The following is a 24,801-nucleotide window of genomic DNA, read 5'->3' on the forward strand; positions in this document are numbered from 1 at the left end:
GGCGGTGGATGGAAAACGGTAATGCGTGATCTGAGCGAGCAGGAACAATTCTGGCAGGGCGAATTCGGCAATCAGTACGTTGACCGTAACGTCGGCCAGCCACTGGTGGCGGCTAATCTGGCGTTGTTCGCCAAGGCGCTGACCCGGACCGGGCGGATCGACAGCCTGCTGGAACTGGGCACCAACGCCGGCAATAACCTGCAGGCGCTGCGTCAGTTGCTGCCGCGCTGCGAGCTGTTCGGGGTCGAGATCAATGCCAGTGCCTGTGCCCAGGCGCGTGCGCTGGAGATTGCGAACATCTGGCACGGTTCGCTGTTCGACTTTCCCCGTGAACGCCAATACGACCTGACCCTGAGCAAAGGCGTGCTGATCCATCTGACGCCGGAACTACTGCCGACGGCGTATGCGCAGTTGTATGCGTTGAGTTCGCGCTACATCCTGATCGCCGAGTACTACAATCCGTCGCCGGTGGAAGTGTCCTATCGCGGCAACAGCGGCAAGCTGTTCAAGCGTGATTTCGCCGGGGAAATGCTCGATCGCTATCCTGATCTGCAACTGCTGGACTACGGCTTCGGTTATCACCGCGATCCGCAATTTCCGGTGGACGACATCACCTGGTTCCTTTTGGAAAAACGTCCTTGAACAACGTCGCAATCATCCCGGCCCGCGGGGGCAGCAAACGCATCCCGCGCAAGAATCTCAAGCCGTTCGACGGTGTGCCGATGATTGTCCGTTCGATTCGCACGGCCCTCGATTCAGGGTTGTTCGAGCAGGTGGTGGTCAGCACCGACGACGCAGAGATCGCCGACGTGGCGCGGGCCAACGGTGCTCACGTGCCGTTCATGCGTCCGGTGGAGCTGGCCGATGATTTCACCGGCACCGCGGCGGTGATCATGCATGCCTTGCAGCAACTGCCGGCCTTCGAATACGCCTGCTGTGTGTACGCCACGGCGCCGCTGTTGCAGGCGCGGTTTCTGCGTCAGGGCCTGGAGTTGCTGGCGCAGCATCCGGACAAGTCCTTTGCTTTTTCAGTCACCGATTTCGGCTTTCCGGTGCAGCGCGCACTGACCCTGGACGGGCAGGGCGCACTGACGGCGTTGTACCCCGAGTTTCGCAATACCCGTTCGCAGGATCTGCCGGCTGCCTTTCAGGATGCCGGCCAGTTTTATTGGGGCCGCAGCGAGGCGTGGCTGGGTGGCGAGGTGCTGTATTCGCCGGCCAGTCTGCCGGTGATCCTGCCACGCCATCTGGTGCAGGACATCGATACCGCCGAAGACTGGAAGCGCGCCGAGTACCTTTACGCGGCGCTAAAGGCCGGCGGAGAACTGCAATGAGAGTGCTGATCCGCGCCGACGCCTCGCCGACCATCGGCAGTGGCCACATCGCCCGGTGCCTGACACTGGCGCGAGTACTGCGCACGCAAGGCAGTCATGTCGCGTTTGCCTGCCGTCGTTTGCCGGGGCATCGGCTCGATGCGTTGCAGAGCGAAGGCTTCGAGACCTTCGCGTTGCCGGATCGCTATGTGGATGAAGATCCCGATCAGGCCATCGAGTCGATGCTGCCGTGGCAGGCGGATATCGATGCACTGGCGGCGCAACTGGAAGGGCAGCCCGGATTTGACTGGGTCATCGCCGACCATTACGGCCTCGACCATCACTGGCAGACCGCAGCTCGTCGCTTCGCACCACGGATCGCCGCCGTCGATGATCTGGCGACCCGCCGCTACAGCGTGGATCTGCTGCTCAATCAGAACCTCTCTGGGCTCAGCGAAAATTATCAGCCGCTGCTGCCGGCCGGTTGCCGAACACTGCTCGGACCGCGCTTCGCCATGCTGCGTGAAGAATTCAGTGGCCCGGTCATCGAGATCAAACCGGTGGCGCGCCGGGTGCTGGTGAATTTCGGCGGCTTTGATGCGGCACGCCAGACTCATCACGCAATGCTGGCGCTGGCGGATTTTTCCGAGCTGGAAGTGGATTTCGTCGCTGGTGCCGACAACCCGGCCTGGGCAGAGATGCAGGCGCTGGCCGAACCCCGACCACACTGGCGCCTGCACAGTTTCGTCAGCGATTTTCATCGGCGCATGACCGAGGCCGACCTGTTTATCGGCGCCGGCGGTGGCACCAGTTGGGAACGCGCGGCCCTGGGCCTGCCGACGATCTGCATTGCGGTGTCGAACAACCAACAGGCCAACGGCGAGGTGATGGCGGCGGCCGGCGCGCATGTGTTCATGGGCGCGCGGGAGCAGGTCAGCGTCGAGCAACTGCGTGATGCGATTGGCTTTGTCGTGGGCAACTTTTATTTGCGCCAGAGCCTGGCCGAGCGTTCGCGGCAACTGGTCGACGGGCGCGGTGCGCTGCGGGTGGCGGCGGCACTGGCCGGCGCGGTGCTCAAGTTGCGTCTGGCGACGCCGGATGACGCGCAGTTGCTGTTCGATGGACGTAATGCCGAGGCCGTGCGCCGATGGTCGCTGGACAGCGCTGCGATTGATTGGACGCAACATGTGAACTGGCTGGGCGCGAGCCTGCGCAATCCTCAGCGGTGGCTGCTGGTGGCTGAGGCGGATGACGGCCCGGTCGGTGTCCTGCGCTACGATTTGCGCGGCTTTGAGGCAGAGGTTTCGCTGTATCTGATCGAGGGGCGTTTCGGCCTCGGCTGGGGCAGGGCGCTGCTGGCACAGGGCGAAGCCTTTGTGGCAGCGCACTGGCCGCAAATGACCGCCATTACCGCCCAAGTCTTGCCGGCCAATCAGCCCTCGATGAATGTTTTCCGTGACGCCGGGTTCACCCAGAGTGCCTGCGCGTTCACCAAGGTTTTGAAGGAATCCCGTCAATGAGCAGTTTCAAGATCGGCAACCGCCGGATCGGTGCCGATGCGCCGCCGTTCATCATCGCTGAAATGAGCGGCAACCATAACCAGTCGCTGGACGTCGCCTTGCAGATTGTCGAAGCGGCGGCAAAGGCCGGTGCCCATGCCTTGAAGCTGCAAACCTACACCGCCGAAACCATGACCCTGGATCTGGCGGAAGGCGAGTTCTTCATCAAGGATCCGAACAGTCTGTGGGCGGGCACTTCGCTCTACGACCTGTATGAGAAGGCCCACACACCCTGGGAATGGCATGCGCCGATCTTCGCCCGGGCCAAGGAGTTGGGCATGCTCGCGTTTTCGACACCGTTCGACGACAGTGCCGTGGACTTCCTTGAAAGCCTCGATGTGCCGGCCTACAAGATCGCCAGTTTCGAAAACACCGATCTGCCGTTGATCCGCCGTGTCGCAGCGACTGGCAAACCGTTGATCATTTCCACCGGCATGGCCAGCCTCGCCGAACTCGACGAAACCGTGCGCGCCGCCCGTGAAGCGGGGTGCAAGGATCTGATACTGCTCAAGTGCACCAGCACCTACCCGGCGACCCCGATCAACAGCAACGTGCGCACGATTCCGCATCTGCGTGAGCTGTTCGGTTGTGAGGTCGGGCTGTCAGACCATTCGATGGGTGTTGGCGTATCGGTGGCGGCGGTGGCGCTGGGGGCGACGGTGGTGGAAAAACACTTCACCCTCGACCGTGCGGCCGGTGGAGTGGACGCCAGTTTCTCGCTGGAACCGGCGGAACTGGCCAGTCTGGTGGTCGAGACCGAGCGCGCCTGGCAGGCCATGGGCCAGGTGCATTACGGCGTGACCGAGGCTGAGCAAAAGTCGCTGGTTTACCGTCGGTCGCTGTACGTCACAGCCGATATGGCGGCCGGTGAACCCTTCACGGCGGCCAACCTGCGCGCCATTCGTCCCGGTCTCGGCTTGCCGCCCAAGCACGCCGAAGCCGTCCTCGGGCGCCGTGCGCGCCAGCCGATCAAACGCGGTACGCCGCTGGACTGGTCATTGGTCGAATGACCCGATCTGTCATCGATTCGGCAAAATAGCGTGACCTGCGAGTCATAACGCGCATCTTCACTGTATTGTAATGACCGGGGAGATGGCGCCTGGCCCGTTTTCGGTTCCAGTGATAGCCCTTTGCGCTCCCCGTGGCTGCCCGTTGTGGCGGCCGTTTTCTGTTTGTCGGCGCCCCTCGAATCCTTGCGAGCGGTGGTATTGGGCTGTTTATTATTGGGAAGCCGTAATGATTGGCATAAAAAGCATTGCGAGCTACGTTCCTGTAGCCGGCGTGGACAATTACGCACAAGGTGCAAAATTCGAGAAGGATGAAGAATTCATCCTCGGCAAGATCGGTTCGGCCTTCCTTCCACGCAAAGACGCGGAACAGGAAACCTCCGATCTGTGCGTTGAAGCGGCCAATGCGCTGTTTGCCAACAACCCTGAACTGAAACGTGAATCCATTGATGCGCTGATCGTCGTCACCCAAAACGGTGACGAAGAAGGCCTGCCGCACACCGCGGCCATCGTCCAGGACAAACTCGGCCTGCCGACCAATGTCGCGGCGTTCGATATTTCCCTGGGTTGCTCCGGCTACGTCTACGGCATCTACGCGATCAAGGGCTTCATGGAAGCCGCCGGCCTGAAGAACGGCCTGCTGATCACTGCTGACCCGTATTCAAAGATCGTTGATCCGGAAGATCGCAACACCACCATGCTGTTCGGCGATGCCGCCACTGCCACCTGGATGGGTGAAGACCCGGTCTGGGCGCTGGGCAAGGCCAAGTTCGGCACCGACGGTTCCGGCGCACCGCACTTGAAAGTGACCGATGGCGTGTTCTTTATGAACGGCCGTCAGGTGTTCAACTTCGCACTGCTCAAGGTGCCTGCGCATCTGCACGAACTGCTCGACGATTCCGGTCTGAAGGCCGATGACATCGATGCCTTCTGCATTCACCAGGGCAGTGCGGCGATTGTCGACGCCGTGGCACGGCGCTTCGAAGGCGAGCCGGAGAAATTCATCAAGGACATGGTCGAGACCGGTAACACCGTGTCGTCCAGTGTGCCGCTGCTGCTGGAAAAACACGTGATGGATTCCGACTGGAACCGCATCGCGATCAGTGGTTTCGGCGTCGGTCTGTCGTGGGGTTCGGCGATTATTTATCGTCCTTGAATCGGTTAAAAACGGCGGATACAAAAATAGCGTTCAAGGGTTAACCTTGAACGCTATTTTTTTGCCTGAAGGGAGCGCGAGGCGCCATGAGTGAGTTTTTCCAGGCCAATGCTGAAGTCGTCGAGCGACGCTGGCCGGCGTTGTTCGCACGATTGCTCGGCGAAGACAGTTCGGCGATCGAGGCTGAGCTGGCGCAGGGGCTGGGCTCGACGCTGAGCATTGGCGGCATTCAGCTCACCAGCCGGCATGACCGTGTCCGCGAGGCGCAGATTCAGGCTGCCAGCCTGCCGGCGGACAAGCCGCAACTGCATGTCTACGGCACCGGCCTCGGGGACTTGCCCACGGTGCTGCTGGAGCGCACCGGGCTCGAGCGCCTGTATGTACACATCCTCAATGGCGCGCTGTTTACCCTGGTGTTGCAACTGCTTGATCAACGGGAGTGGCTGCAGGATCCGCGAGTTGAATTGCTCTACGCCGGCGACCTGCCCGACATCTGCACGCCGTTTTTCGCCTTGCCCGCCGAAATGCTGCTGGCCGATGACTTCAACGCGAAGATTCGTGATCGGCTGGTCAGCGAAGTGCACCTGAGCTTCAACAATCGTGAGTTCGATCCGCAGTCACCGTTCATTCAACAGCGTCTGCGCGACTGCTTGCCTGTGTTGCTCGCCGATGATGATGTGGCGACCTTGTTCGGCACCTGTGCCGGTCGGGAGATTTATGTGATCGGCACCGGGCCGACGCTGGAACAGCATTTCGAACGTCTGGCCGCGATCCGCGAGCGGGCCGTTCGTCCGTTGTACATTTGTGTCGATACCGCGTACCGGCCGCTGCGCGAGCATGGGATCGTGTCCGACTATGTGGTGAGTATCGATCAGCGCATCAGCTTCCGGCATTTGCCATTCGAGGAATCCGACGGCATCCCGCTGGTGTATCTGCCCATGAGTGATCCTGAGGTGCTGAGGGCCTGGAAGGGCAAGCGTTATGGTGGCTATTCGGCCAGTCCGGTCTACGCGGCATTGCGTGAGCAGCACCCGAGGGCGCTGCTGCATGTGGGTGGCAGTGTGATTCACCCGGCCGTGGACCTGGCGGTGAAGATGGGCGCTGCACGCATCACGCTGTTCGGTGCCGATTTTGCCTTCCCGATGAATAAGACCCATGCCGGCTGGAATGACGGTGACCTGGGGCCGTCGGTGAATCAGGCGCGGCACTGGGTGCGTGACGGGTATGGCCAGCGCGTCAGTACCCAGCTCAATTTTCGCGGCTATCTGTGCGTGCTGGAGCGATACATCGCCAGTCAGCCGCAGGTGGCGTTTTTCAATAGCAGCCGCGCGGGGGCACAGATTGCCGGGACGGGTTTCAATCAGGAGTTCGTGCAATGACTGCGCTGCAATCATGGGTAGATGAATGCCACCAGTGCGCCGGGCTGTTCCGCTTGGGGCGTGATGTCGAGGCCGCGTTGACCATGGTCGATGTGTTTGAGGGCGCGCAGCAGTCATTGCTGTTGGCCGGCGCGCAGACGCAGCAAGTCTGGGCGCAGTTGCTCACGCAAATGCTCGCGTGTCAGGAGCGTCAGGACTGGCTGGGTCTTGCCGATTTCATGGAGTACGAGTTGATTCAATTGCTGGAAGAATCGTCCGCCTGAAGAGGAGCGAAGGCGCTGGCCCGCCGGTTTGCGCCACGGACGGTTTTATGACGTCATTTTTTCGAAGGTAAAGTGCTGCTAAGTCTTTGTTTTCTAGGGGGTGGCAGGGTGATGGCAAATTTTTTCAAAAAAGCCCTCAAGCAACCTGCAAACCCGACGATAACTATTACGAAGGTTCTCTAGGCCATACCCGGCGGTTGCCAGGGCCGGAAGCCGCAGTACCCAACCAACGAGGAATTCGTCATGGCTTTAACAGTAAACACCAACACCACGTCGTTGAACGTTCAGAAAAACCTGAACCGCGCTTCCGACGCTCTGTCGACTTCGATGCAGCGCCTGTCTTCCGGCCTGAAAATCAACAGCGCTAAAGACGACGCCGCTGGCCTGCAGATCTCCAACCGTATGTCTTCCCAGATCCGCGGTAACACCCAGGCAATCCAGAACGCCAACGACGGTATCTCCGTTGCCCAGACCGCTGAAGGCGCTCTGCAAGCTTCGACCGACATTCTGCAGCGTATGCGTGAACTGGCTGTTAAAGCACGTAACGGTACCAACGGCACTGCTGACCAGACCGCTACCAACGCTGAATTCGCTCAGATGTCCGACGAGATCACCCGTATCTCGGCTGCTACCAACCTGAACGGCAAAAACCTGTTGGACGGTTCGGCTGGTACTGTGACCCTGCAAGTGGGCGCGAACACCGGTTCGGCTAACCACATCGACCTGGTACTGAGCTCCAAGTTCGACGCCGTCAGCCTGTCCGTAGGTAGCGGTACTGTAGTTCTGACCGGTACTACCGGTACTGGCGCTGGTTCTGCTTCGCAGAACATCGACAACGCGATCACTGCAATCGACGCCGCTATCGCTGCAATCGGTGCAACTCGTGCCAGCCTGGGTGCTTCGCAAAACCGTCTGACCAGCACCATCCAGAACCTGCAGAACATCACCGAGAACACCACTGCTGCACAAGGTCGCGTACAAGATACCGACTTCGCCGCAGAGACTGCTAACCTGACCAAGCAGCAAACCCTGCAACAGGCTTCGACCTCTGTTCTGGCTCAAGCCAACCAACTGCCTTCCGCTGTACTGAAGCTGCTTCAGTAATTTCGGAATGAGTTTTGGCGGGGGAGTGCGCTTGCGTGCTCTCTCGCTTTTTACGTTATGAGGTGATGAGCATGGACATGAGCGTCAAGCTTAACGTGTCTTATCCGGCTCCCAAGCCAGCCAATACCGTTGCCGACAAGCCGTCGGAAACCAAGCCTCAGACCGTTGATGCTGTTCCTGCCTCGAAAAAGAGTCAGGAGTCAGATGAGACCAAGCTGAAGCTGGCGGTGCAGGAGATCGAGAAGTTCGTTCAGTCGATCAAGCGCAATCTGGAGTTCTCGATTGACGAGCATTCCGGCAAGGTCATCGTCAAGGTGATCGCAAGCGAGACGGGCGAGGTCGTACGACAGATCCCTTCCGCAGAAGCCCTCAAGCTGGCAGACAGCCTCGCCAACGCAAGTCACGTGTTGTTCGACGCCAAAGTCTGATAGCTGGCATGAATAGTGTTTGAAGTTCTTTAGACGCAGGTATTGGTCAAAAGACTGGCAACAACCCAAGGGAGATGCACATGGCAAGTCCAATTTTACCGGGTTCTGGCCTGGGTTCCGGCCTGGACATCGGTGCGATCGTTACTGCGCTGGTCAACGCCGACAAGTCGCCGAAGCAGACGCAGATCGACAATGCGACGAAAACCAACACGCTGAAGATTTCCGGTGTAGGTACGCTGAAGAGTGCGCTGACGGCATTCCAGACCGCGATGACCAATCTGGGCAGCAAGACCAATCCTGCATTTGCCGGTTACACCGCCACATCGAGTACGCCTGCGGTTTTGGGTGTGACTTCGGATAACACTGCAGTTTCCGGTACTTACAGTGTTGTCGTGAGTAAGCTGGCCACCGGTTCGAAAGTTGCCAGTGCATCCTTTGCCGGCGGTGCGGCCAGTGCCATTCCGAGTGGTACCCTGAAAATCAGTCAGAATGGCACTGATTACAATGTCACGATCCCGGCCAATGCGACCTTGCAGAGCACTCGTGACGCCATTAACACGGCACAGGGCTCCAACGGTATTTCCGCCAACATCGTCACCGACAGTACTGGCGCTTCGCGGCTGGTGATCAGCTCCAGCAAGACCGGTTCGGGTTCCGACCTTTCCGTCAGCGGTATTGCCGGTCTGGAAATCGATGGCACCCAGGTGATGGGCGCCACTCCGGCGGCAGGTGCGTCCGGATCGGTCGGCGGCCTCGCTCAGGATGCCTCGCTGACCATTGACGGTCTGGCGGTAACCAGCAAGAGCAACACGGTAACCGGTGCAATCAGTGGTCTGACATTGAACCTGCTGACTGTTCCGGCGATACCCGGGACGCCTGTCACGGTGACTGTCGATACCAACACCAAGGGCTTGCAGACCTCGGTTCAGGCATTCGTTGATGCCTACAATACCTTGAAGAGCACCATTGACACCTTGTCCAAGGCAACACCGGATGAGGATGGCAAGCTGACCGTTCAGGCGGCCTTCACCGGTGACTCCCTGCCGCGTTCGTTGATCGCCGATATCCGTGCGCAGCTGACAGCTCCGGGTGCAGCTGCTGCGGGGAGTCCTATGGCCTATCTGTCGCAGCTGGGTGTGATGACCGACAAGCTCACCGGCAACCTGTCGCTCGATACGACGGCTTTCAACAAGGCCATGTCCACGCCGGGCATGACCGGTCAGGTCCAGCAGATGTTTACTGGTACCAACGACACCAACGGTCTGTTGGCGCGCATGAGCAAGGCGGTGGATCCGTACCTGAAGCCTCCTGCCGGTAGTCTCCCTACCGCCACGGGCTTGCTTGATCAGCGCATGGCCATCCTGAACAACAACACCAAGAGCCTGACCAGTCAGCAACTGGCGCTCGATCTGCGTGTTGCCAACCTGACCAAGACGTTGACTGCAAAATACAACGCCATGGACTTGCTGGTAGGTCAGATGAAGTCTACGGCGAGCAACATCACGTCGTTCTTCGCCTCGCTCAACGCTCAGCAATCCGCGAAGTAACATGCAAGAGCGACAAAAACCCGGCTACGCTTTCGAGCGTGCGCCGGGTTTTTGTCTTGTGGTCTAAAGTTTTTCGACTCGCTGGCGATACACTGTTCATACGAGTCATTGTGGCAAATGAGGTAGAACATGAATCCGATGTTAGCCCTTCGGCAATACCAGAAAGTAGGCGCGCACGCTCAGACATCTGAAGCGAGCCCTCATCGCCTGGTGCAAATGCTGATGGAAGGCGGCCTGGACCGTATCGCTCAGGCCAAAGGTGCGATCGAGCGCAAGGATATTCCTGCCAAGTGCACGTCGATCAGCAAGGCCATCGGCATCGTCAGCGGACTGCGCGAAGGCCTGGATCTGGAAAATTCCGCGGATACGCTGGCTGATCTGGACGGTCTTTATATCTACATGATGAAGCGTCTCGCCGAGGCGAACATCAGCAGCGATCCGCGCATTCTTGATGAGGTTGCCGGCTTGCTGAGCACCGTCAAGGAAGGCTGGGATGCGATCGCACCTGCGCCCGCTCCGCAGTTCTGAGGAGATCACCATGAGTCTTGTTTTGCAGCGAATCGAAGAAACCCGAGTAGCGCTGGTCGGTGCCCTGGCCGAGCGCAACTGGGAAGCCATCGGTCAATTGGACCTCGATTGCCGTTCCTGCATGGAAGATGTCTTGAGTGAAGCCTCGGTGGACGAGGTCGCGTTGCGCGATAATCTGGAAGAGTTGCTGCATGTCTACAAGCAGCTTCTGGAAGTGGCGATGGGTGAGCGTCAGGCGATAGTCGACGAGATGTCGCAGATCACCCAAGCGCAGAACGCGGCAAAGGTTTACCATCTGTTTGGTTAATTAACCCCCAGTTAATCCAGACATGTGCGCCATAAATTTGACTGTGCACGGTTTTTTGACTTAACTAGTGGCTGTTTTCAGATTTCAGGCGTCTACAGGCACAAGGTGTCCTGCAAGCGTCTCGCTTGCCCCTCATTTTGGGCATTGAGTTGACTAGGGAAGTTGCTATTGCATGTGGCGTGAAACCAAAATTCTGCTGATCGATGACGATAGCGTCCGCCGCCGCGACCTGGCGGTGATCTTAAATTTTCTTGGCGAAGAAAATTTACCCTGCGGAAGCCATGACTGGCAGCAGGCAGTCGGCTCTTTGTCGTCTAGTCGTGAGGTCATTTGCGTACTGATCGGGACGGTTAATGCTCCTGGTGCGCTTTTGGGCTTGCTAAAGACACTCTCAACCTGGGATGAGTTCCTTCCGGTTTTGCTGATGGGCGATAATTCTTCGGTGGACCTGCCCGAAGACCAACGCCGCCGGGTGCTTTCGACCCTCGAAATGCCACCGAGCTACAGCAAACTGCTGGACTCCCTGCACCGTGCCCAGGTCTATCGCGAGATGTACGACCAGGCCCGTGAGCGTGGTCGGCATCGCGAACCCAACCTGTTCCGCAGCCTGGTCGGCACCAGCCGCGCGATCCAGCACGTGCGTCAGATGATGCAGCAAGTGGCTGACACCGACGCCAGCGTTCTGATCCTCGGCGAGTCCGGTACCGGCAAGGAAGTGGTCGCACGCAACCTGCATTACCACTCCAAGCGCCGCGACGCGCCGTTCGTACCGGTCAACTGCGGGGCGATCCCGGCCGAGTTGCTGGAAAGCGAACTGTTCGGTCACGAGAAGGGCGCCTTCACCGGCGCGATCACCAGCCGTGCCGGCCGCTTCGAGCTGGCCAACGGCGGTACGCTGTTCCTCGACGAAATCGGCGACATGCCGCTGCCGATGCAGGTCAAGTTGCTGCGCGTGCTGCAGGAGCGCACCTTCGAGCGCGTGGGCAGCAACAAGACCCAGAGCGTCGACGTGCGCATCATCGCCGCGACCCACAAGAATCTCGAAAGCATGATCGAGATCGGCACCTTCCGCGAAGACCTTTACTATCGCCTGAACGTGTTCCCGATCGAGATGGCGCCGCTGCGTGAGCGCGTCGAAGATATTCCGCTGCTGATGAACGAGCTGATCTCGCGCATGGAGCACGAGAAGCGCGGTTCGATCCGCTTCAACTCCGCTGCAATCATGTCCCTGTGCCGCCACGGCTGGCCGGGCAACGTCCGCGAGCTGGCCAACCTGGTGGAGCGCATGGCGATCATGCACCCGTACGGGGTGATCGGCGTGGTCGAGTTGCCGAAGAAATTCCGCTACGTCGACGACGAAGACGAGCAGATGGTCGACAGCCTGCGCAGCGACCTGGAAGAGCGCGTGGCGATCAACGGCCATACGCCGGACTTCAGCGCCAACGCCCTGTTGCCGCCGGAAGGTCTCGACCTGAAGGACTACCTCGGTGGTCTGGAGCAGGGCCTGATCCAGCAGGCGCTGGACGATGCCAATGGTATTGTGGCTCGCGCCGCCGAGCGCCTGCGCATTCGCCGCACCACGCTGGTGGAGAAGATGCGCAAGTACGGCATGAGCCGTCGTGAAGGTGATGAACAGGCGGATGATTGACGCCTGTTTTTCAACTGCTTCATTTATAAGCGGTTTTTTTTAGGCACGGGTATTGCTATGTCCCTCGCAACGTTCCGTTTCACTGACGGTCAGCCAAGCGAGAAGCACAATGCCCCAAGCCTCCCAGATGTCTTCTGTTCCCGAGTCCTCGGGGCAACTGCCGTCCGTAGAGCAGGCGAGCCGCCAGGGGCTTGAGCAGGCATTCGCCCTGTTCAACCAGATGTCCAGCCAGTTGACCGACTCCTACAGCATGCTCGAAGCCCGGGTCACCGAGCTCAAGGGCGAGCTGGCCGTGGTCAGTGCCCAGCGCATGCAGGAACTGGCGGAAAAAGAACGCCTGGCCAACCGTCTGCAAAACCTCCTCGACCTGTTGCCCGGTGGCGTCATCGTCATCGACGGTCACGGCATTGTGTGCGAGGCCAATCCTGCCGCTATCGAATTGCTTGGCCTGCCGCTGGAAGGCGAGCTGTGGCGCCACGTCATCACCCGTTGCTTCGCGCCCCGTGAAGATGACGGTCACGAAATTTCCTTGAAAAACGGTCGACGCCTGTCGATTGCCACCCGCTCGCTGGATGCCGAGCCCGGGCAGTTGGTGCTGCTCAACGACCTGACTGAAACCCGTCACTTGCAGGATCAACTGGCGCGCCACGAGCGCCTGTCGTCCCTGGGGCGGATGGTCGCGTCGCTGGCTCATCAGATCCGCACACCGTTGTCCGCCGCGTTGCTGTACGCCAGTCATTTGACCGAGCAGGAACTGCCGGTCGCGACCCAGCAGCGTTTTGCCGGTCGCCTCAAGGAGCGTCTGCATGAGCTGGAGCATCAGGTGCGCGACATGCTGGTCTTCGCCCGTGGCGAGCTGCCGCTGACCGACCGTGTCACGCCGAATGCCTTGATGCAGTCGTTGCAGGCCGCGGCGCTGACCCATGTGCAGGATCTGCCGATCCGCTGGCAATGCGACAGCCATGCCGGCGAGTTGCTGTGCAATCGCGACACGCTGGTCGGGGCGCTGCTCAATCTGATTGAAAACGCCATTCAGGCGAGTGCCGGTGAGGTGCGTCTGAAGGTGCATTGCTATACCCGCGACAACACCTTGCGTTTGTGTGTCAGCGACAGCGGCAGCGGTATTGATGCGGCGGTGCTGGCGCGGCTGGGCGAGCCGTTTTTCACCACCAAAGTCACCGGGACCGGCCTGGGCCTGACCGTGGTCAAGGCCGTGGCGCGTGCGCATCAGGGAGAATTGCAGCTGCGTTCGCGGGTCGGGCGCGGTACGTGCGCGCAGGTCATCCTGCCGTTGTTTTCTGCTGTTCAGGGAGCTGAGTGAAGGTCATGGGCATCAAGGTTCTGCTGGTCGAGGACGACCGCTCGTTGCGTGAAGCGCTGGCCGATACGCTGCTGCTGGCCGGTCACGACTATCACGCAGTGGGTTCGGCCGAAGAGGCGCTGAGCGCCGTCGAGCGCGAAGCGTTCAGTCTGGTGGTCAGCGACGTCAACATGCCGGGCATGGACGGCCATCAATTGCTCGGCCTGCTGCGCGCGCGACAGCCGCAATTGCCGGTGCTGCTGATGACCGCCCATGGTGCGGTCGAGCGCGCGGTCGATGCGATGCGTCAAGGCGCGGCGGATTATCTGGTCAAGCCGTTCGAACCCAAGGCTCTGCTGGATCTGGTAGCCCGTCACGCCTTGGGCAGCCTTGGCGTCAGTGATGCCGAAGGCCCGGTCGCGGTCGAGCCTGCCAGTGCGCAATTGCTGGATCTGGCAGCGCGGGTCGCGCGCAGTGATTCCACCGTGCTGATTTCCGGCGAGTCCGGCACCGGCAAGGAAGTGCTGGCGCGCTACATTCACCAGCAATCCCATCGCGCCAGTCAGCCGTTCATTGCGATCAACTGTGCGGCGATCCCGGACAACATGCTCGAAGCCACCCTGTTCGGTCACGAAAAAGGCTCGTTCACCGGCGCCATTGCGGCCCAGGCCGGCAAGTTCGAACAGGCGGACGGCGGCACCATTCTGCTCGATGAAATTTCCGAAATGCCCCTCGGCCTGCAAGCCAAACTGCTGCGGGTGTTGCAGGAGCGGGAAGTGGAGCGGGTCGGCGCCCGCAAGCCGATCACCCTGGATATCCGCGTGGTAGCGACCACCAACCGTGATCTGGCCGGCGAAGTGGCGGCGGGGCGCTTCCGTGAAGACCTCTATTATCGTCTGTCGGTATTTCCGCTGGCCTGGCGTCCGCTGCGCGAGCGCACCGCCGATATCCTGCCGCTGGCCGAGCGTCTGTTGGCCAAACACGTCAATAAAATGAAGCATGCGACGGCGAAGTTCTCGCCCGAAGCGCAAGCGTGCCTGATCGGGTATCCGTGGCCGGGCAATGTGCGCGAGCTGGATAACGCGATCCAGCGGGCCTTGATTCTGCAGCAGGGCGGGTTGATCCAGCCGCAGGATTTCTGTCTCTCCGGGCCTGCGCTGTTCGCTCCATTGCCGGCGGCCGTTCCGGTTGCGCCGGTCATTCGTGAAGTCGAGATCGAGGCGGATTCGGCCGGTGCGCTGGGCGATGACCTGCGTCGCCGCGAGTTCCAGATGATCATCGACACCCTGCGTACCGAGCGCGGCCGGCGCAAGGAAGCGGCCGAAAAACTCGGCATCAGCCCGCGCACCCTGCGTTACAAACTAGCGCAAATGCGCGATGCGGGCATGGATGTCGAAGGCTACCTGTTCGCCACCTGACGGGTGGCGCAAACGTTTGAAACGGCTTTTCTGAAAGCGGTGCCCATGAGCTGGCACCGTTGTTGCTAACACCTGAGTACCCGCCGAGTGAGTGTCAAAAAATTGCGGGCCGCCCAAGAGAGTAGACCATGAGCCAAGGTATTGAATTTAATCGGTTGATGATGGATATGAAGGCCATGCAAATGGACGCCATGTCGAAGCCGAAATCGACTTCCGCTGTCCCGGAAGTGGCAGGCAGCAACTTTTCCGACATGCTCGGTCAAGCCATCAACAAAGTGAACGATACCCAGCAGGCGTCGAGCCAATTGGCCAACGCGTTCGAGATCGGCAAGAGCGGCGTCGATCTGACGGACGTGATGATTGCCTCGCAGAAAGCCAGCGTATCGTTCCAGGCCCTGACCCAGGTGCGCAACAAGCTGGTTCAGGCTTATCAAGACATCATGCAGATGCCGGTTTAAGGACGAGATTGAGTCATGGCAGAAGCAGTCGCCGATAACGTTCCGGCCAAGGCCACCCCGATAGACGGCAAACCGCCGCTGTTCGGCCTGTCCTTCCTGGAAAACCTCTCCGAGATGACCGTGCTGCGTCAGGTGGGCCTGTTGGTCGGCCTGGCCGCGAGCGTGGCGATTGGCTTTGCCGTGGTGCTGTGGTCGCAGCAACCGGACTACCGGCCTCTGTACGGCAGCCTTGCCGGCATGGACGCCAAGCAGGTCATGGACACCCTGGCCTCCGCCGACATTCCCTACACCGTCGAACCGAATTCCGGCGCCTTGCTGGTCAAGGCCGATGACCTGTCCCGTGCGCGGCTCAAGCTCGCGGCCGCTGGTGTCACTCCCAGCGACGGCAACATCGGTTTTGAAATCCTCGACAAGGAACAGGGTCTGGGCACCAGTCAGTTCATGGAAGCGACCCGTTATCGTCGCGGCCTCGAAGGCGAACTGGCCCGCACCATCTCCAGCCTGAACAACGTCAAGGGCGCACGTGTTCACTTGGCGATCCCGAAAAGCTCGGTGTTCGTGCGTGACGAACGCAAGCCAAGCGCTTCGGTACTGGTCGAGCTGTACTCCGGTCGTTCGCTGGAGCCAGGCCAAGTGGTTGCCATCATCAACCTGGTGGCGACCTCCGTTCCCGAGCTGAGCAAATCGCAGATCACCGTCGTCGACCAGAAGGGCAACCTGCTGTCGGATCAGGCGGAAAACTCCGAAATGACCATGGCCGGCAAGCAGTTCGACTACAGCCGCCGCATGGAAAGCATGCTCACCCAGCGCGTGCACAACATTCTGCAACCGGTACTGGGCAACGATCGCTACAAGGCTGAAGTCTCGGCCGACGTCGATTTCAGTGCCGTCGAGTCGACTGCCGAGCAGTTCAACCCGGATCAACCGGCCCTGCGCAGCGAACAGTCGGTCAACGAACAACGCACTGCCAGCAATGGCCCGCAAGGTGTGCCGGGTGCCTTGAGCAACCAGCCACCTTCGCCGGCTTCGGCGCCGCAGACCACCGGTGGCGCAGCCGCCCCGGCGAGCATGGTGCAGCCAGGCCAGCCACTGGTTGATGCCAACGGTCAGCAGATCATGGACCCGGCCACCGGCCAGCCGATGCTCGCGCCGTACCCGGCGGACAAGCGTCAACAATCCACCAAGAACTTCGAACTCGACCGTTCCATCAGCCACACCAAACAGCAGCAGGGTCGCCTGAATCGCCTGTCGGTGTCGGTGGTGGTGGACGATCAGGTCAAGATCAACCCGGCCAACGGCGAAACGACTCGCGCGCCGTGGAGCGCCGACGAATTGGCGCGCTTCACCCGTCTGGTACAGGACGCCGTCGGCTTCGACGCCAGCCGTGGCGACAGCGTCAGCGTGATCAACATGCCGTTCTCCGCCGAGCGCGGCGAAGTGATCGCCGACATTCCGTTCTACTCCCAGCCATGGTTCTGGGACATCGTCAAACAAGTGCTGGGTGTGCTGTTCATCCTGGTGCTGGTGTTCGGCGTGCTGCGTCCGGTGCTCAACAACATCACCGGTGGCGGCAAAAGCAAGGAGCTGGCCGGTCTGGGCGGCGACATGGAACTCGGTGGCATGGGCGGTCTGGATGGTGAACTGTCCAACGATCGCGTCAGCCTCGGCGGCCCGACCAGCATTCTGCTGCCGAGCCCGAGCGAGGGTTATGACGCACAGTTGAACGCAATCAAGAGTCTGGTGGCAGAAGACCCGGGTCGTGTGGCCCAGGTCGTGAAAGAGTGGATTAACGCAGATGAGTGATAACCGAGCCGCCGTCGCCAAACTGTCCCGGGTCGATAAAGCCGCGATTTTGCTGCTGTCCCTGGGTTCGACCGATGCCGCACAAGTGCTGCGCCACATGGGCCCCAAAGAGGTCCAGCGAGTTGGCGTGGCCATGGCCCAGATGGGCAACGTCCACCGTGAGCAGGTCGAGCAGGTCATGAGCGAGTTCGTCGACATTGTCGGCGACCAGACCAGCCTGGGCGTCGGCTCCGACGACTACGTGCGCAAAATGCTCACCCAGGCCCTGGGTGAAGACAAGGCCAACGGCCTGATCGACCGCATTCTGCTGGGCGGTAACACCAGTGGTCTCGACAGCCTGAAATGGATGGAGCCGCGCGCCGTTGCCGACGTGATCCGTTACGAACACCCGCAGATCCAGGCGATCGTGGTCGCGTACCTCGATCCGGATCAGGCCGGTGAAGTACTGGGCAACTTCGACCACAAGGTGCGTCTGGACATCATCCTGCGCGTCTCGTCGTTGAACACCGTGCAGCCGGCCGCACTGAAAGAATTGAACCAGATCCTCGAGAAGCAGTTCTCCGGCAACTCGAACGCTTCGCGCACCACCCTGGGTGGTATCAAGCGGGCGGCGGACATCATGAACTTCCTCGACAGCTCGATCGAAGGCCAGCTCATGGACTCGATCCGCGAAGTCGACGAAGACCTGTCCGGTCAGATCGAAGACCTCATGTTTGTGTTCAACAACCTGGCCGATGTCGACGACCGCGGTATCCAGGCGCTGCTGCGCGAAGTCTCTTCCGATGTGCTGGTGCTGGCCCTCAAGGGTTCGGACGAAGGCGTCAAGGAGAAGATCTTCAAGAACATGTCCAAGCGTGCCGCCGAACTGCTGCGCGACGACCTCGAGGCCAAGGGCCCGGTGCGCGTCAGCGACGTGGAGACCGCGCAGAAGGAAATCCTCACCATCGCCCGCCGTATGGCCGAAGCCGGAGAAATTGTGCTCGGTGGCAAGGGCGGCGAGGAAATGATTTAAGCCCATGGACAAGCATGACGACGATGTGACGGACCTGATCCGTGCCCGGGACGTCCGCGGCTTCGATACCTGGGCCTTGCCCAGCTTCGATCCGCCGGCGCCTGAGCCCGAGCCGGAACCGGAGCCCGAACCGCCGGAAATGGAAGAAGTGCCGCTGGAGGAAGTCCAGCCACTGACGCTGGAAGAACTCGAAAGCATCCGTCAGGAGGCCTACAACGAGGGCTTCGCCATCGGCGAAAAGGAAGGCTTTCACAGCGCCACCCTCAAGGTGCGCCAGGAAGCAGAAGTGGTCCTGACGGCCAAGGTCGATAGCCTTGAGCAACTGATGGCGCACCTGTTCGAGCCTATTGCCGAGCAAGACACCCAGATCGAAAAGTCGCTGGTCGACCTCGTGCAGCACATCGCCCGTCAGGTGATTCAGCGCGAACTGGCCATCGACTCGACGCAGATCGAACACGTCATGCGCGACGCCCTCAAGCTGTTGCCGCTGGGTGTGGGCAATGTGCGGCTGTACGTCAATCCGCAGGATTTCGAACAGGTCAAAGCCCTGCGCGAACGTCATGAGGAAACCTGGCGCATCGTCGAGGACGAAACCTTGCTGCCGGGCGGTTGCCGGGTCGAGACCGACCACAGCCGGATCGATGCGAGCATCGAAACCCGCGTCAGCCAGGTCATGGCCAAGCTGTTCGACCAGTTGCACGAGCAGGCCCTGCACCCGGCCGCGCCGGACCTGAGTCTGGACTTGCCGGAAACGCCGAAACCGGCACCGGTCGCAGAAGAGCCGCTCGCGGACGCCCCCGATGCGCCTTGAACGCACCAGTTTCGCCAAGCGCCTGAGCACTTACGCCGAGGCCACCGAAATCGCCGGTGCGCCGATCCTCGAAGGGCGCCTGCTGCGCATGGTCGGCCTGACGCTCGAGGCCGAAGGCCTGCGCGCCGCCATGGGCACCCGCTGCATGGTGATCAACGACGACACCTATCACCCGTCCCAGGTTGAGGCCGAAGTCATGGGCTTCTCCGGCAGCAAGGTGTTCCTGATGCCGGTCGGCAGCGTGGCCGGCATTGCCCCGGGCGCCCGCGTGGTGCCGCTGGCCGACACCGGACGCCTGCCGATGGGCATGAGCATGCTCGGTCGCGTGCTGGACGGCGCCGGACGGGCGCTGGACGGCAAGGGCGGCATGAAGGCCGAAGACTGGGTGCCGATGGACGGCCCGACGATCAACCCGCTCAACCGAGACCCGATCAGCGTGCCGCTGGATGTCGGCATTCGTAGCATCAACGGTTTGTTGACGGTCGGTCGCGGTCAGCGTCTGGGTCTGTTCGCCGGTACCGGTGTCGGTAAGTCGGTGTTGCTGGGCATGATGACCCGCTTCACCGAGGCCGACATTATCGTCGTCGGCCTGATCGGTGAGCGGGGTCGAGAAGTTAAAGAGTTCATCGAGCACATCCTCGGTGAAGAAGGCCTCAAGCGCTCCGTGGTGGTGGCGTCGCCGGCGGACGATGCGCCACTGATGCGTCTGCGCGCGGCGATGTACTGCACGCGGATCGCCGAATATTTCCGCGACAAGGGCAAGAACGTCCTGTTGCTGATGGATTCCCTGACCCGTTTCGCACAGGCCCAGCGGGAAATCGCCCTGGCCATCGGCGAGCCGCCGGCGACCAAGGGTTATCCGCCGTCGGTATTCGCCAAACTGCCGAAACTGGTGGAGCGTGCCGGTAACGCGGAGAAGGGCGGTGGTTCGATCACAGCGTTCTATACCGTGCTGTCCGAGGGCGATGACCAGCAGGACCCGATTGCCGACTCTGCGCGGGGTGTACTTGACGGGCACATCGTGCTGTCGCGGCGGCTGGCCGAGGAAGGGCATTACCCGGCCATCGATATCGAAGCCTCGATCAGCCGGGTGATGCCTGCAGTCGTGGCGCCGGAACACATGCAGCGCGCGCAATACTTCAAACAGCTGTGGTCGCGCTATCAACAGAGCCGCGACCTGATCAGCGTCGGCGCCTATGTCGCTGGCGGTGACCGCGAGACGGACCTTGCCATCAATCTGCAACCGCAACTGGTCAGATACTTGCGTCAGGGGCTCAACGACAAAATCAGCCTGGGTGAAAGCGAGGCGTACCTCGAAACGATTTTCGCCCCGGCGGCCGGCGGGTAACCGGTCATGGCCCTGAGTCGAGCCGCGCGTCTGGCGCCGGTGGTGGGCATGGCCGAGAAGGCCGAGAAAACCGCCGTGCAACGCCTGGGCTACTTTCAGGGGCAGGTGAAAGTCGCCGAGAGCAAACTCGCCGACCTCAACGCCTTTCGTCTGGAGTATTCGCAGCAGTGGATCGTGCGCGGCAGCACCGGCGTGACCGGTCAATGGCTGCTGGGTTTTCAGGGTTTTCTGGCGCAACTCGACACCGCTGTCGATCAACAGCGTCAAAGTCTGCAATGGCACCAGAACAACCTGGACAAGGCCCGTGACGCCTGGCAACAGGCATTCGCCCGGGTCGAAGGTTTGCGCAAACTTGTACAGCGCTATCGCGATGAAGCCCAGCGCGCCGAAGACAAGCGCGAACAGAAGCTGCTGGACGAGTTGTCCCAGCGTTTGCCGCGTCATGAGGCGTTTTGACGAGCCGATCTCTGACAGATCCCGACGCTATCGCGCCTTGCCCATGGTCCCTCCAAGTGCTAAACCTTGTACAAGTTCGTCAATGACAAGGAAGCCAGTACATGTCAGTCGTTACAGAAGTCTCTGCGGACAAGAAAAAACTGACGATTTCGGTCAAGGGGCGATTCGATTTCGCCAAGCATCAGGAATTTCGCCAATCCTACGAAAAAGAGCAGCCCGAATCGGTGATTGTCGACCTCAAGGAGGCGACCTATCTCGACAGTTCGGCGCTCGGCATGCTGCTTCTGCTGCGTGATCACGTCGGCGGTGACGACTCGGAAATTCGCGTGGTCAACAGCAGTTCCGACGTGAAAAAAATCCTCGCCATCTCCAACTTCGACAAATTGTTCGACATCAGTTGACGGCCATGCAGCCGCTAGAGCCGCTGACGATCCTGATCGCCGAAGACAGCGCCGCCGACCGGTTGTTGTTGTCGACCATCGTCCGTCGCCAGGGGCACGAGGTGCTGACGGCCACCCACGGTGCGGAGGCGGTCGAGACATTCATCCGGCAAAAACCGCATCTGGTGTTAATGGACGCCATGATGCCCGTCATGGATGGGTTCGAAGCTGCACGGCAGATCAAGAAGCTGGCGGGTGAAAACCTGGTGCCGATCATCTTCCTCACCTCGCTGACGGAAAGTGAAGCCCTGGCCCGTTGTCTTGAAGCCGGCGGTGACGACTTTCTGGCGAAGCCGTACAACCAGGTGATCCTCGCCGCCAAAATCAAGGCAATGGATCGCTTGCGACGTTTACAGGCCACGGTTCTTCAACAGCGCGACCTGATCGCCAAACACCACGACTATCTGCTCAACGAGCAACGGGTCGCCAAGGCCGTGTTCGACAAGGTCGCGCATTCTGGTTGCCTGAGCGCACCGAACATCCGTTACCTGCAATCACCCTATGCGCTGTTCAACGGCGATCTGCTGTTGGCCGCGTACACCCCGGCCGGCGACATGCATGTGTTGCTTGGCGACTTCACCGGGCATGGCTTGCCGGCGGCGGTCGGCGCCATGCCGCTTGCCGAGGTGTTCTATGGCATGACCGCCAAGGGTTACGGTCTGGCCGAGACCCTGCGGGAAATGAACGCCAAGCTCAAGCGCATCCTGCCGGTGGATATGTTCTGTTGCGCGACGCTGTTGTGCCTGAGTTTTCAGCGACGCTCGGTGGAGGTCTGGAACGGCGGCATGCCGGACGGCTATCTGCATTGCCTCGCCACCGGGGAGCGCACGCCGCTGGCGGCACGCCACCTGCCGCTGGGGGTGCTCAGCCCGCAGACTTTCGATGACCGCACCGAAGTTCACCCGATGGCGGTGGGCGACCGCGTGTTCCTGCTCTCGGACGGGGTCATCGACACCTGCGATGCCAACGATCAGTTGTTTGGTGTCGAGCGCCTGCACAAGGTGTTCGCTGCCAATCGCCAGCCGGATCGGCTGTTCGAGGACATCGAGCAGGCGTTGCAGGACTTTCGCGGTGAGGCCCGGGACGATGTGAGCATGGTCGAGGTCAGCCTGCTGGAGGCCGAGCAGATCAATCCATCGGCGCCGGTGTATTCCGACAGTGGCCAGTCCTGTCCGCTGGACTGGTCGGTGAGCTTCGAATTTCGCGGTGCCACGCTCAAGCGTTTCAATCCGCTGCCTTACCTGTTGCAGTTGCTGCTTGAGGTGCATGGCTTGCGGGCGCAGAGTGGCGCACTGTACAGCGTGCTGGCCGAGCTTTATTCCAATGCGCTGGAGCATGGTGTACTGGGCCTGGACTCGAGCCTCAAGCGCGATGCCTCGGGTTTCGCCCATTATTACGAGCAGCGCAATGCGCGCCTCGAGGCCCTGCAGGACGGTTACGTGCGCGTGCATTTGCAGGTGCGGCCGGAAGGCGAGGGCGGTTGTCTGGTGGTGCGGGTCGAAGACAGCGGTCAGGGATTTGACGTCGCGCGCGTGATGGAGCGGCCGCTCGACGAAGTCCGTCTGTCAGGGCGCGGTGTCAGTCTGATCCGCCAATTGAGCAAAAATCCAAGCTGGTCAGACGATGGTCGCAGTGCCCGCGTGGAATTTTTCTGGGAGGCTCTGGCATAATCCGCGCATTCTTGATCAAGGAGTGAACAAGTGGCTGATACACAGGTGGACCACAAAGCGCTGAGCGCGCTGCGGGAAGTGATGGAAGACAGCTATCCGGAACTGCTGGATACCTTTCTCGCCGATTCCGAAAATCGCCTGCGGGAGTTGCAGCAGACTGCCGATGCCGACGCATTGTCTCGCGTTGCGCACAGCTTCAAGGGCAGCAGCAGCAACATGGGGGCGACCCGTCTTGCGGTGCTGTGCCAGGAGCTGGAACAGCATGCCAAAGACAAAAGCCCTTCTGAAATCATCAAACTGGTCGCCGATATTCATCGCGAATTCGACGATGTGCGGCCCGTATATGTCGCCGAGCGGCAGCGCTCGCTGACGCACTGATTCTGCCGTCGGGCGGTTTTGCAGGTTTCCTGGCGAAACTGGCCCGGCACTTGCAGTCATCTATCCCAACTGTACCTACGATCCCAGTGCAGCGGAGACCGTGCCATGCCTGCAAGCCCCAACATTCTTCTTCAGACCGCCGCCCAGGCCAAGGCGCAAGCTGCCTCGGCCAAGTCATCGGCAGTGGCCGCAGAGCCCGGGGACAAGGCCTCCAGCTTCGCTCAGGTGTTCGCCGATCAAGGCCCGAACAAGCCCTCGGTGACCGTCGACAATTCGGTCAAGCCTGCCCGTGACAAGGTTGCCGACAACAGCGGCAAGAAAGACCTCGGCAAGGATCAGTCTGCCGCCCCGACGCCGGAGGTTGCCGATAGCGGCAAAGCCTTGCCCGCCGACAAACCGGCGACGGCGGCAACGGACGACAAGACCACGGCCGATAACGAAATGGCTGAAACAGCGCCGGCCCCCGTTGCCGAAACGGCGCCGGTGGACCCGGCACTGGTGGCGGCGGTGGAGCCCGTCGTCACGGTACCGGTGGTGGACACGCCGGTCGTCGAGACAGCTGCGCAACCGGAAACCGACAAACCTGCCGTGGCGGCATTGCCAGGAATGGTCAAGGATCCGGCGCCGGCCACTGACCCGGCCTTCGACCCCGAGGCGGATCCGCTGGATTCGCTTCCCGCCGTGCGCCTGGCGATGGAGCAGAGCGGTCACATTTCCGCTTCCAGCCAGTCCCAGCCCAAGGCCACCCCGGCCCAGGCTCAGGCCGACGGTGAATTGACCTCGGCGCAGAATTTCGCTGCCGGCATGGCCAGCATGCTGGATGTGCAGGCGGACAAGGACAGCACCAGTCAGGGCGGTGAAAAGGCGTTCAGCGGTTTGATCGATGACGGCCTGAAAGATCTGAAGACCGCCACCAGCGACACCCGCGTGGATGATTTCGCCAACCGTCTGGCGGCACTGACCCAGGCTGCCACACCGAAAACCGCCAATGCGGTGCCGGTGAACCAGCCGATCGCCATGCACCAGAACGGCTGGACCGAAGAAGTAGTCAACCGGGTCATGTACCTGTCGAGCAACAACCTGAAGGCCGCCGACATCCAGTTGCAGCCAGCCGAGCTTGGGCGTCTGGATATCCGGGTGAACATGGTGCCGGACCAGCAGACCCAGGTGACCTTCATGAGCGCGCATCCGAGCGTGCGTGAAGCCCTCGACGGTCAGATGCACCGCCTGCGCGACATGTTCAACCAGCAAGGCATGGGGCAGGTCGATGTCAACGTTTCCGACCAGAACCGTGGCTGGCAGGGCCAGGGCCAGGAACAGGCGCAGCAGGGGCAGAGTGGTCGCACCAGCGCTGCCGGCGGTCGCCTGGATTCGGCTGAAGAAGAGTTGACGCCGACTGCCGTGGCTGAATCCGCCGTTCAGACCACTAGCGTGATCGGCAGCAGCGCCGTCGACTACTACGCCTGAC

The 24,801-nt window shown here is 60.9% G+C and carries 25 protein-coding genes; all 25 read left to right on the top strand.

The features are described from left to right. The first annotated feature begins 21 nt into the window (after positions 1–21). The 25 genes from CAG25_RS12640 (at position 22) to CAG25_RS12760 (ending at position 24,800) form a co-directional block, all read left to right on the top strand. Positions 22–642, top strand: a complete 621-nt coding sequence (locus tag CAG25_RS12640) for a pseudaminic acid biosynthesis-associated methylase (protein ID WP_085611539.1) — start codon at positions 22–24, stop codon at positions 640–642. After that, positions 639–1,334 carry a pseudaminic acid cytidylyltransferase gene (gene pseF / locus CAG25_RS12645; RefSeq protein WP_085611538.1) on the top strand — a complete coding sequence of 232 codons (696 nt, stop codon included), beginning with the start codon at positions 639–641 and terminating at the stop codon, positions 1,332–1,334. Before CAG25_RS12640 ends, pseF begins: the two co-directional genes overlap by 4 nt. After that, entirely contained in the window at positions 1,331–2,833 is a 1,503-nt protein-coding gene (pseG, locus tag CAG25_RS12650; protein WP_085611537.1) for a UDP-2,4-diacetamido-2,4,6-trideoxy-beta-L-altropyranose hydrolase, read from the top strand. The genes pseF and pseG overlap by 4 nt, the downstream gene beginning before the upstream one ends. Beyond that, on the top strand, positions 2,830–3,882 hold the full coding sequence (gene pseI / locus CAG25_RS12655) for a pseudaminic acid synthase (protein WP_085611536.1): 1,053 nt from the start codon (positions 2,830–2,832) through the stop codon (positions 3,880–3,882). The genes pseG and pseI overlap by 4 nt, the downstream gene beginning before the upstream one ends. 226 nt (positions 3,883–4,108) lie before the next feature. Next, the gene (locus tag CAG25_RS12660; RefSeq protein WP_085611535.1) at positions 4,109–5,035 is read left to right on the top strand and encodes a ketoacyl-ACP synthase III; all 927 of its coding nucleotides are present in this window, start codon (positions 4,109–4,111) and stop codon (positions 5,033–5,035) included. A gap of 86 nt (positions 5,036–5,121) precedes the next feature. After that, positions 5,122–6,414: a motility associated factor glycosyltransferase family protein gene (locus CAG25_RS12665; RefSeq protein ID WP_085611534.1), complete on the top strand. Its 1,293-nt coding sequence runs from the start codon at positions 5,122–5,124 to the stop codon at positions 6,412–6,414. Further along, positions 6,411–6,677, top strand: coding sequence for a hypothetical protein (locus CAG25_RS12670; RefSeq protein ID WP_064594345.1), 267 nt, complete (start codon positions 6,411–6,413; stop codon positions 6,675–6,677). The genes CAG25_RS12665 and CAG25_RS12670 overlap by 4 nt, the downstream gene beginning before the upstream one ends. Before the next feature lie 243 nt (positions 6,678–6,920). Further along, entirely contained in the window at positions 6,921–7,781 is an 861-nt protein-coding gene (locus CAG25_RS12675; protein WP_007958307.1) for a flagellin domain-containing protein, read from the top strand. Positions 7,782–7,852: 71 nt separating this feature from the next. Further along, positions 7,853–8,209: a flagellar protein FlaG gene (locus tag CAG25_RS12680; protein ID WP_085611533.1), complete on the top strand. Its 357-nt coding sequence runs from the start codon at positions 7,853–7,855 to the stop codon at positions 8,207–8,209. A gap of 80 nt (positions 8,210–8,289) precedes the next feature. Continuing rightward, a complete protein-coding gene (fliD, locus tag CAG25_RS12685; RefSeq protein ID WP_085611532.1) occupies positions 8,290–9,756 on the top strand; it encodes a flagellar filament capping protein FliD in 1,467 nt (488 codons plus the stop codon). Between the two features lie 129 nt (positions 9,757–9,885). Beyond that, positions 9,886–10,284, top strand: coding sequence for a flagellar export chaperone FliS (gene fliS, locus CAG25_RS12690; protein ID WP_007958302.1), 399 nt, complete (start codon positions 9,886–9,888; stop codon positions 10,282–10,284). Positions 10,285–10,294: 10 nt separating this feature from the next. Beyond that, a complete protein-coding gene (locus CAG25_RS12695) occupies positions 10,295–10,591 on the top strand; it encodes a hypothetical protein (protein WP_039765621.1) in 297 nt (98 codons plus the stop codon). A 172-nt stretch (positions 10,592–10,763) separates the two neighbouring features. Then, positions 10,764–12,239, top strand: coding sequence for a sigma-54 dependent transcriptional regulator (locus tag CAG25_RS12700; RefSeq protein WP_039765583.1), 1,476 nt, complete (start codon positions 10,764–10,766; stop codon positions 12,237–12,239). Between the two features lie 109 nt (positions 12,240–12,348). Beyond that, positions 12,349–13,560, top strand: a complete 1,212-nt coding sequence (locus tag CAG25_RS12705; RefSeq protein WP_039765586.1) for a PAS domain-containing sensor histidine kinase — start codon at positions 12,349–12,351, stop codon at positions 13,558–13,560. Positions 13,561–13,565: 5 nt separating this feature from the next. Beyond that, positions 13,566–14,957 carry a sigma-54 dependent transcriptional regulator gene (locus CAG25_RS12710; RefSeq protein WP_064600713.1) on the top strand — a complete coding sequence of 464 codons (1,392 nt, stop codon included), beginning with the start codon at positions 13,566–13,568 and terminating at the stop codon, positions 14,955–14,957. Positions 14,958–15,085: 128 nt separating this feature from the next. After that, positions 15,086–15,415: a flagellar hook-basal body complex protein FliE gene (gene fliE / locus CAG25_RS12715; RefSeq protein WP_011333048.1), complete on the top strand. Its 330-nt coding sequence runs from the start codon at positions 15,086–15,088 to the stop codon at positions 15,413–15,415. 15 nt (positions 15,416–15,430) lie between these two features. Further along, positions 15,431–17,218 carry a flagellar basal-body MS-ring/collar protein FliF gene (gene fliF / locus CAG25_RS12720; RefSeq protein WP_007958290.1) on the top strand — a complete coding sequence of 596 codons (1,788 nt, stop codon included), beginning with the start codon at positions 15,431–15,433 and terminating at the stop codon, positions 17,216–17,218. After that, on the top strand, positions 17,211–18,230 hold the full coding sequence (fliG, locus tag CAG25_RS12725; RefSeq protein ID WP_007958288.1) for a flagellar motor switch protein FliG: 1,020 nt from the start codon (positions 17,211–17,213) through the stop codon (positions 18,228–18,230). The genes fliF and fliG overlap by 8 nt, the downstream gene beginning before the upstream one ends. 4 nt (positions 18,231–18,234) lie before the next feature. Then, on the top strand, positions 18,235–19,041 hold the full coding sequence (fliH, locus tag CAG25_RS12730) for a flagellar assembly protein FliH (RefSeq protein WP_085611531.1): 807 nt from the start codon (positions 18,235–18,237) through the stop codon (positions 19,039–19,041). Further along, positions 19,031–20,389, top strand: a complete 1,359-nt coding sequence (gene fliI, locus CAG25_RS12735; protein ID WP_011333051.1) for a flagellar protein export ATPase FliI — start codon at positions 19,031–19,033, stop codon at positions 20,387–20,389. The genes fliH and fliI overlap by 11 nt, the downstream gene beginning before the upstream one ends. A 6-nt stretch (positions 20,390–20,395) precedes the next feature. After that, positions 20,396–20,845: a flagellar export protein FliJ gene (fliJ, locus tag CAG25_RS12740; protein ID WP_085611530.1), complete on the top strand. Its 450-nt coding sequence runs from the start codon at positions 20,396–20,398 to the stop codon at positions 20,843–20,845. A gap of 101 nt (positions 20,846–20,946) precedes the next feature. Further along, the gene (locus CAG25_RS12745; RefSeq protein WP_011333053.1) at positions 20,947–21,246 is read left to right on the top strand and encodes an STAS domain-containing protein; all 300 of its coding nucleotides are present in this window, start codon (positions 20,947–20,949) and stop codon (positions 21,244–21,246) included. Between the two features lie 5 nt (positions 21,247–21,251). Further along, positions 21,252–22,955, top strand: a complete 1,704-nt coding sequence (locus CAG25_RS12750) for a fused response regulator/phosphatase (protein WP_085611529.1) — start codon at positions 21,252–21,254, stop codon at positions 22,953–22,955. Positions 22,956–22,985: 30 nt separating this feature from the next. Beyond that, on the top strand, positions 22,986–23,333 hold the full coding sequence (locus CAG25_RS12755) for an Hpt domain-containing protein (protein WP_085611528.1): 348 nt from the start codon (positions 22,986–22,988) through the stop codon (positions 23,331–23,333). 105 nt (positions 23,334–23,438) lie between these two features. Further along, the gene (locus CAG25_RS12760; protein ID WP_085611527.1) at positions 23,439–24,800 is read left to right on the top strand and encodes a flagellar hook-length control protein FliK; all 1,362 of its coding nucleotides are present in this window, start codon (positions 23,439–23,441) and stop codon (positions 24,798–24,800) included. Position 24,801 lies beyond the last annotated feature (1 nt).

It is taken from the genome of Pseudomonas sp. B16(2017) (assembly GCF_002113205.1).
Lineage (GTDB): Bacteria > Pseudomonadota > Gammaproteobacteria > Pseudomonadales > Pseudomonadaceae > Aquipseudomonas > Aquipseudomonas pharyngis.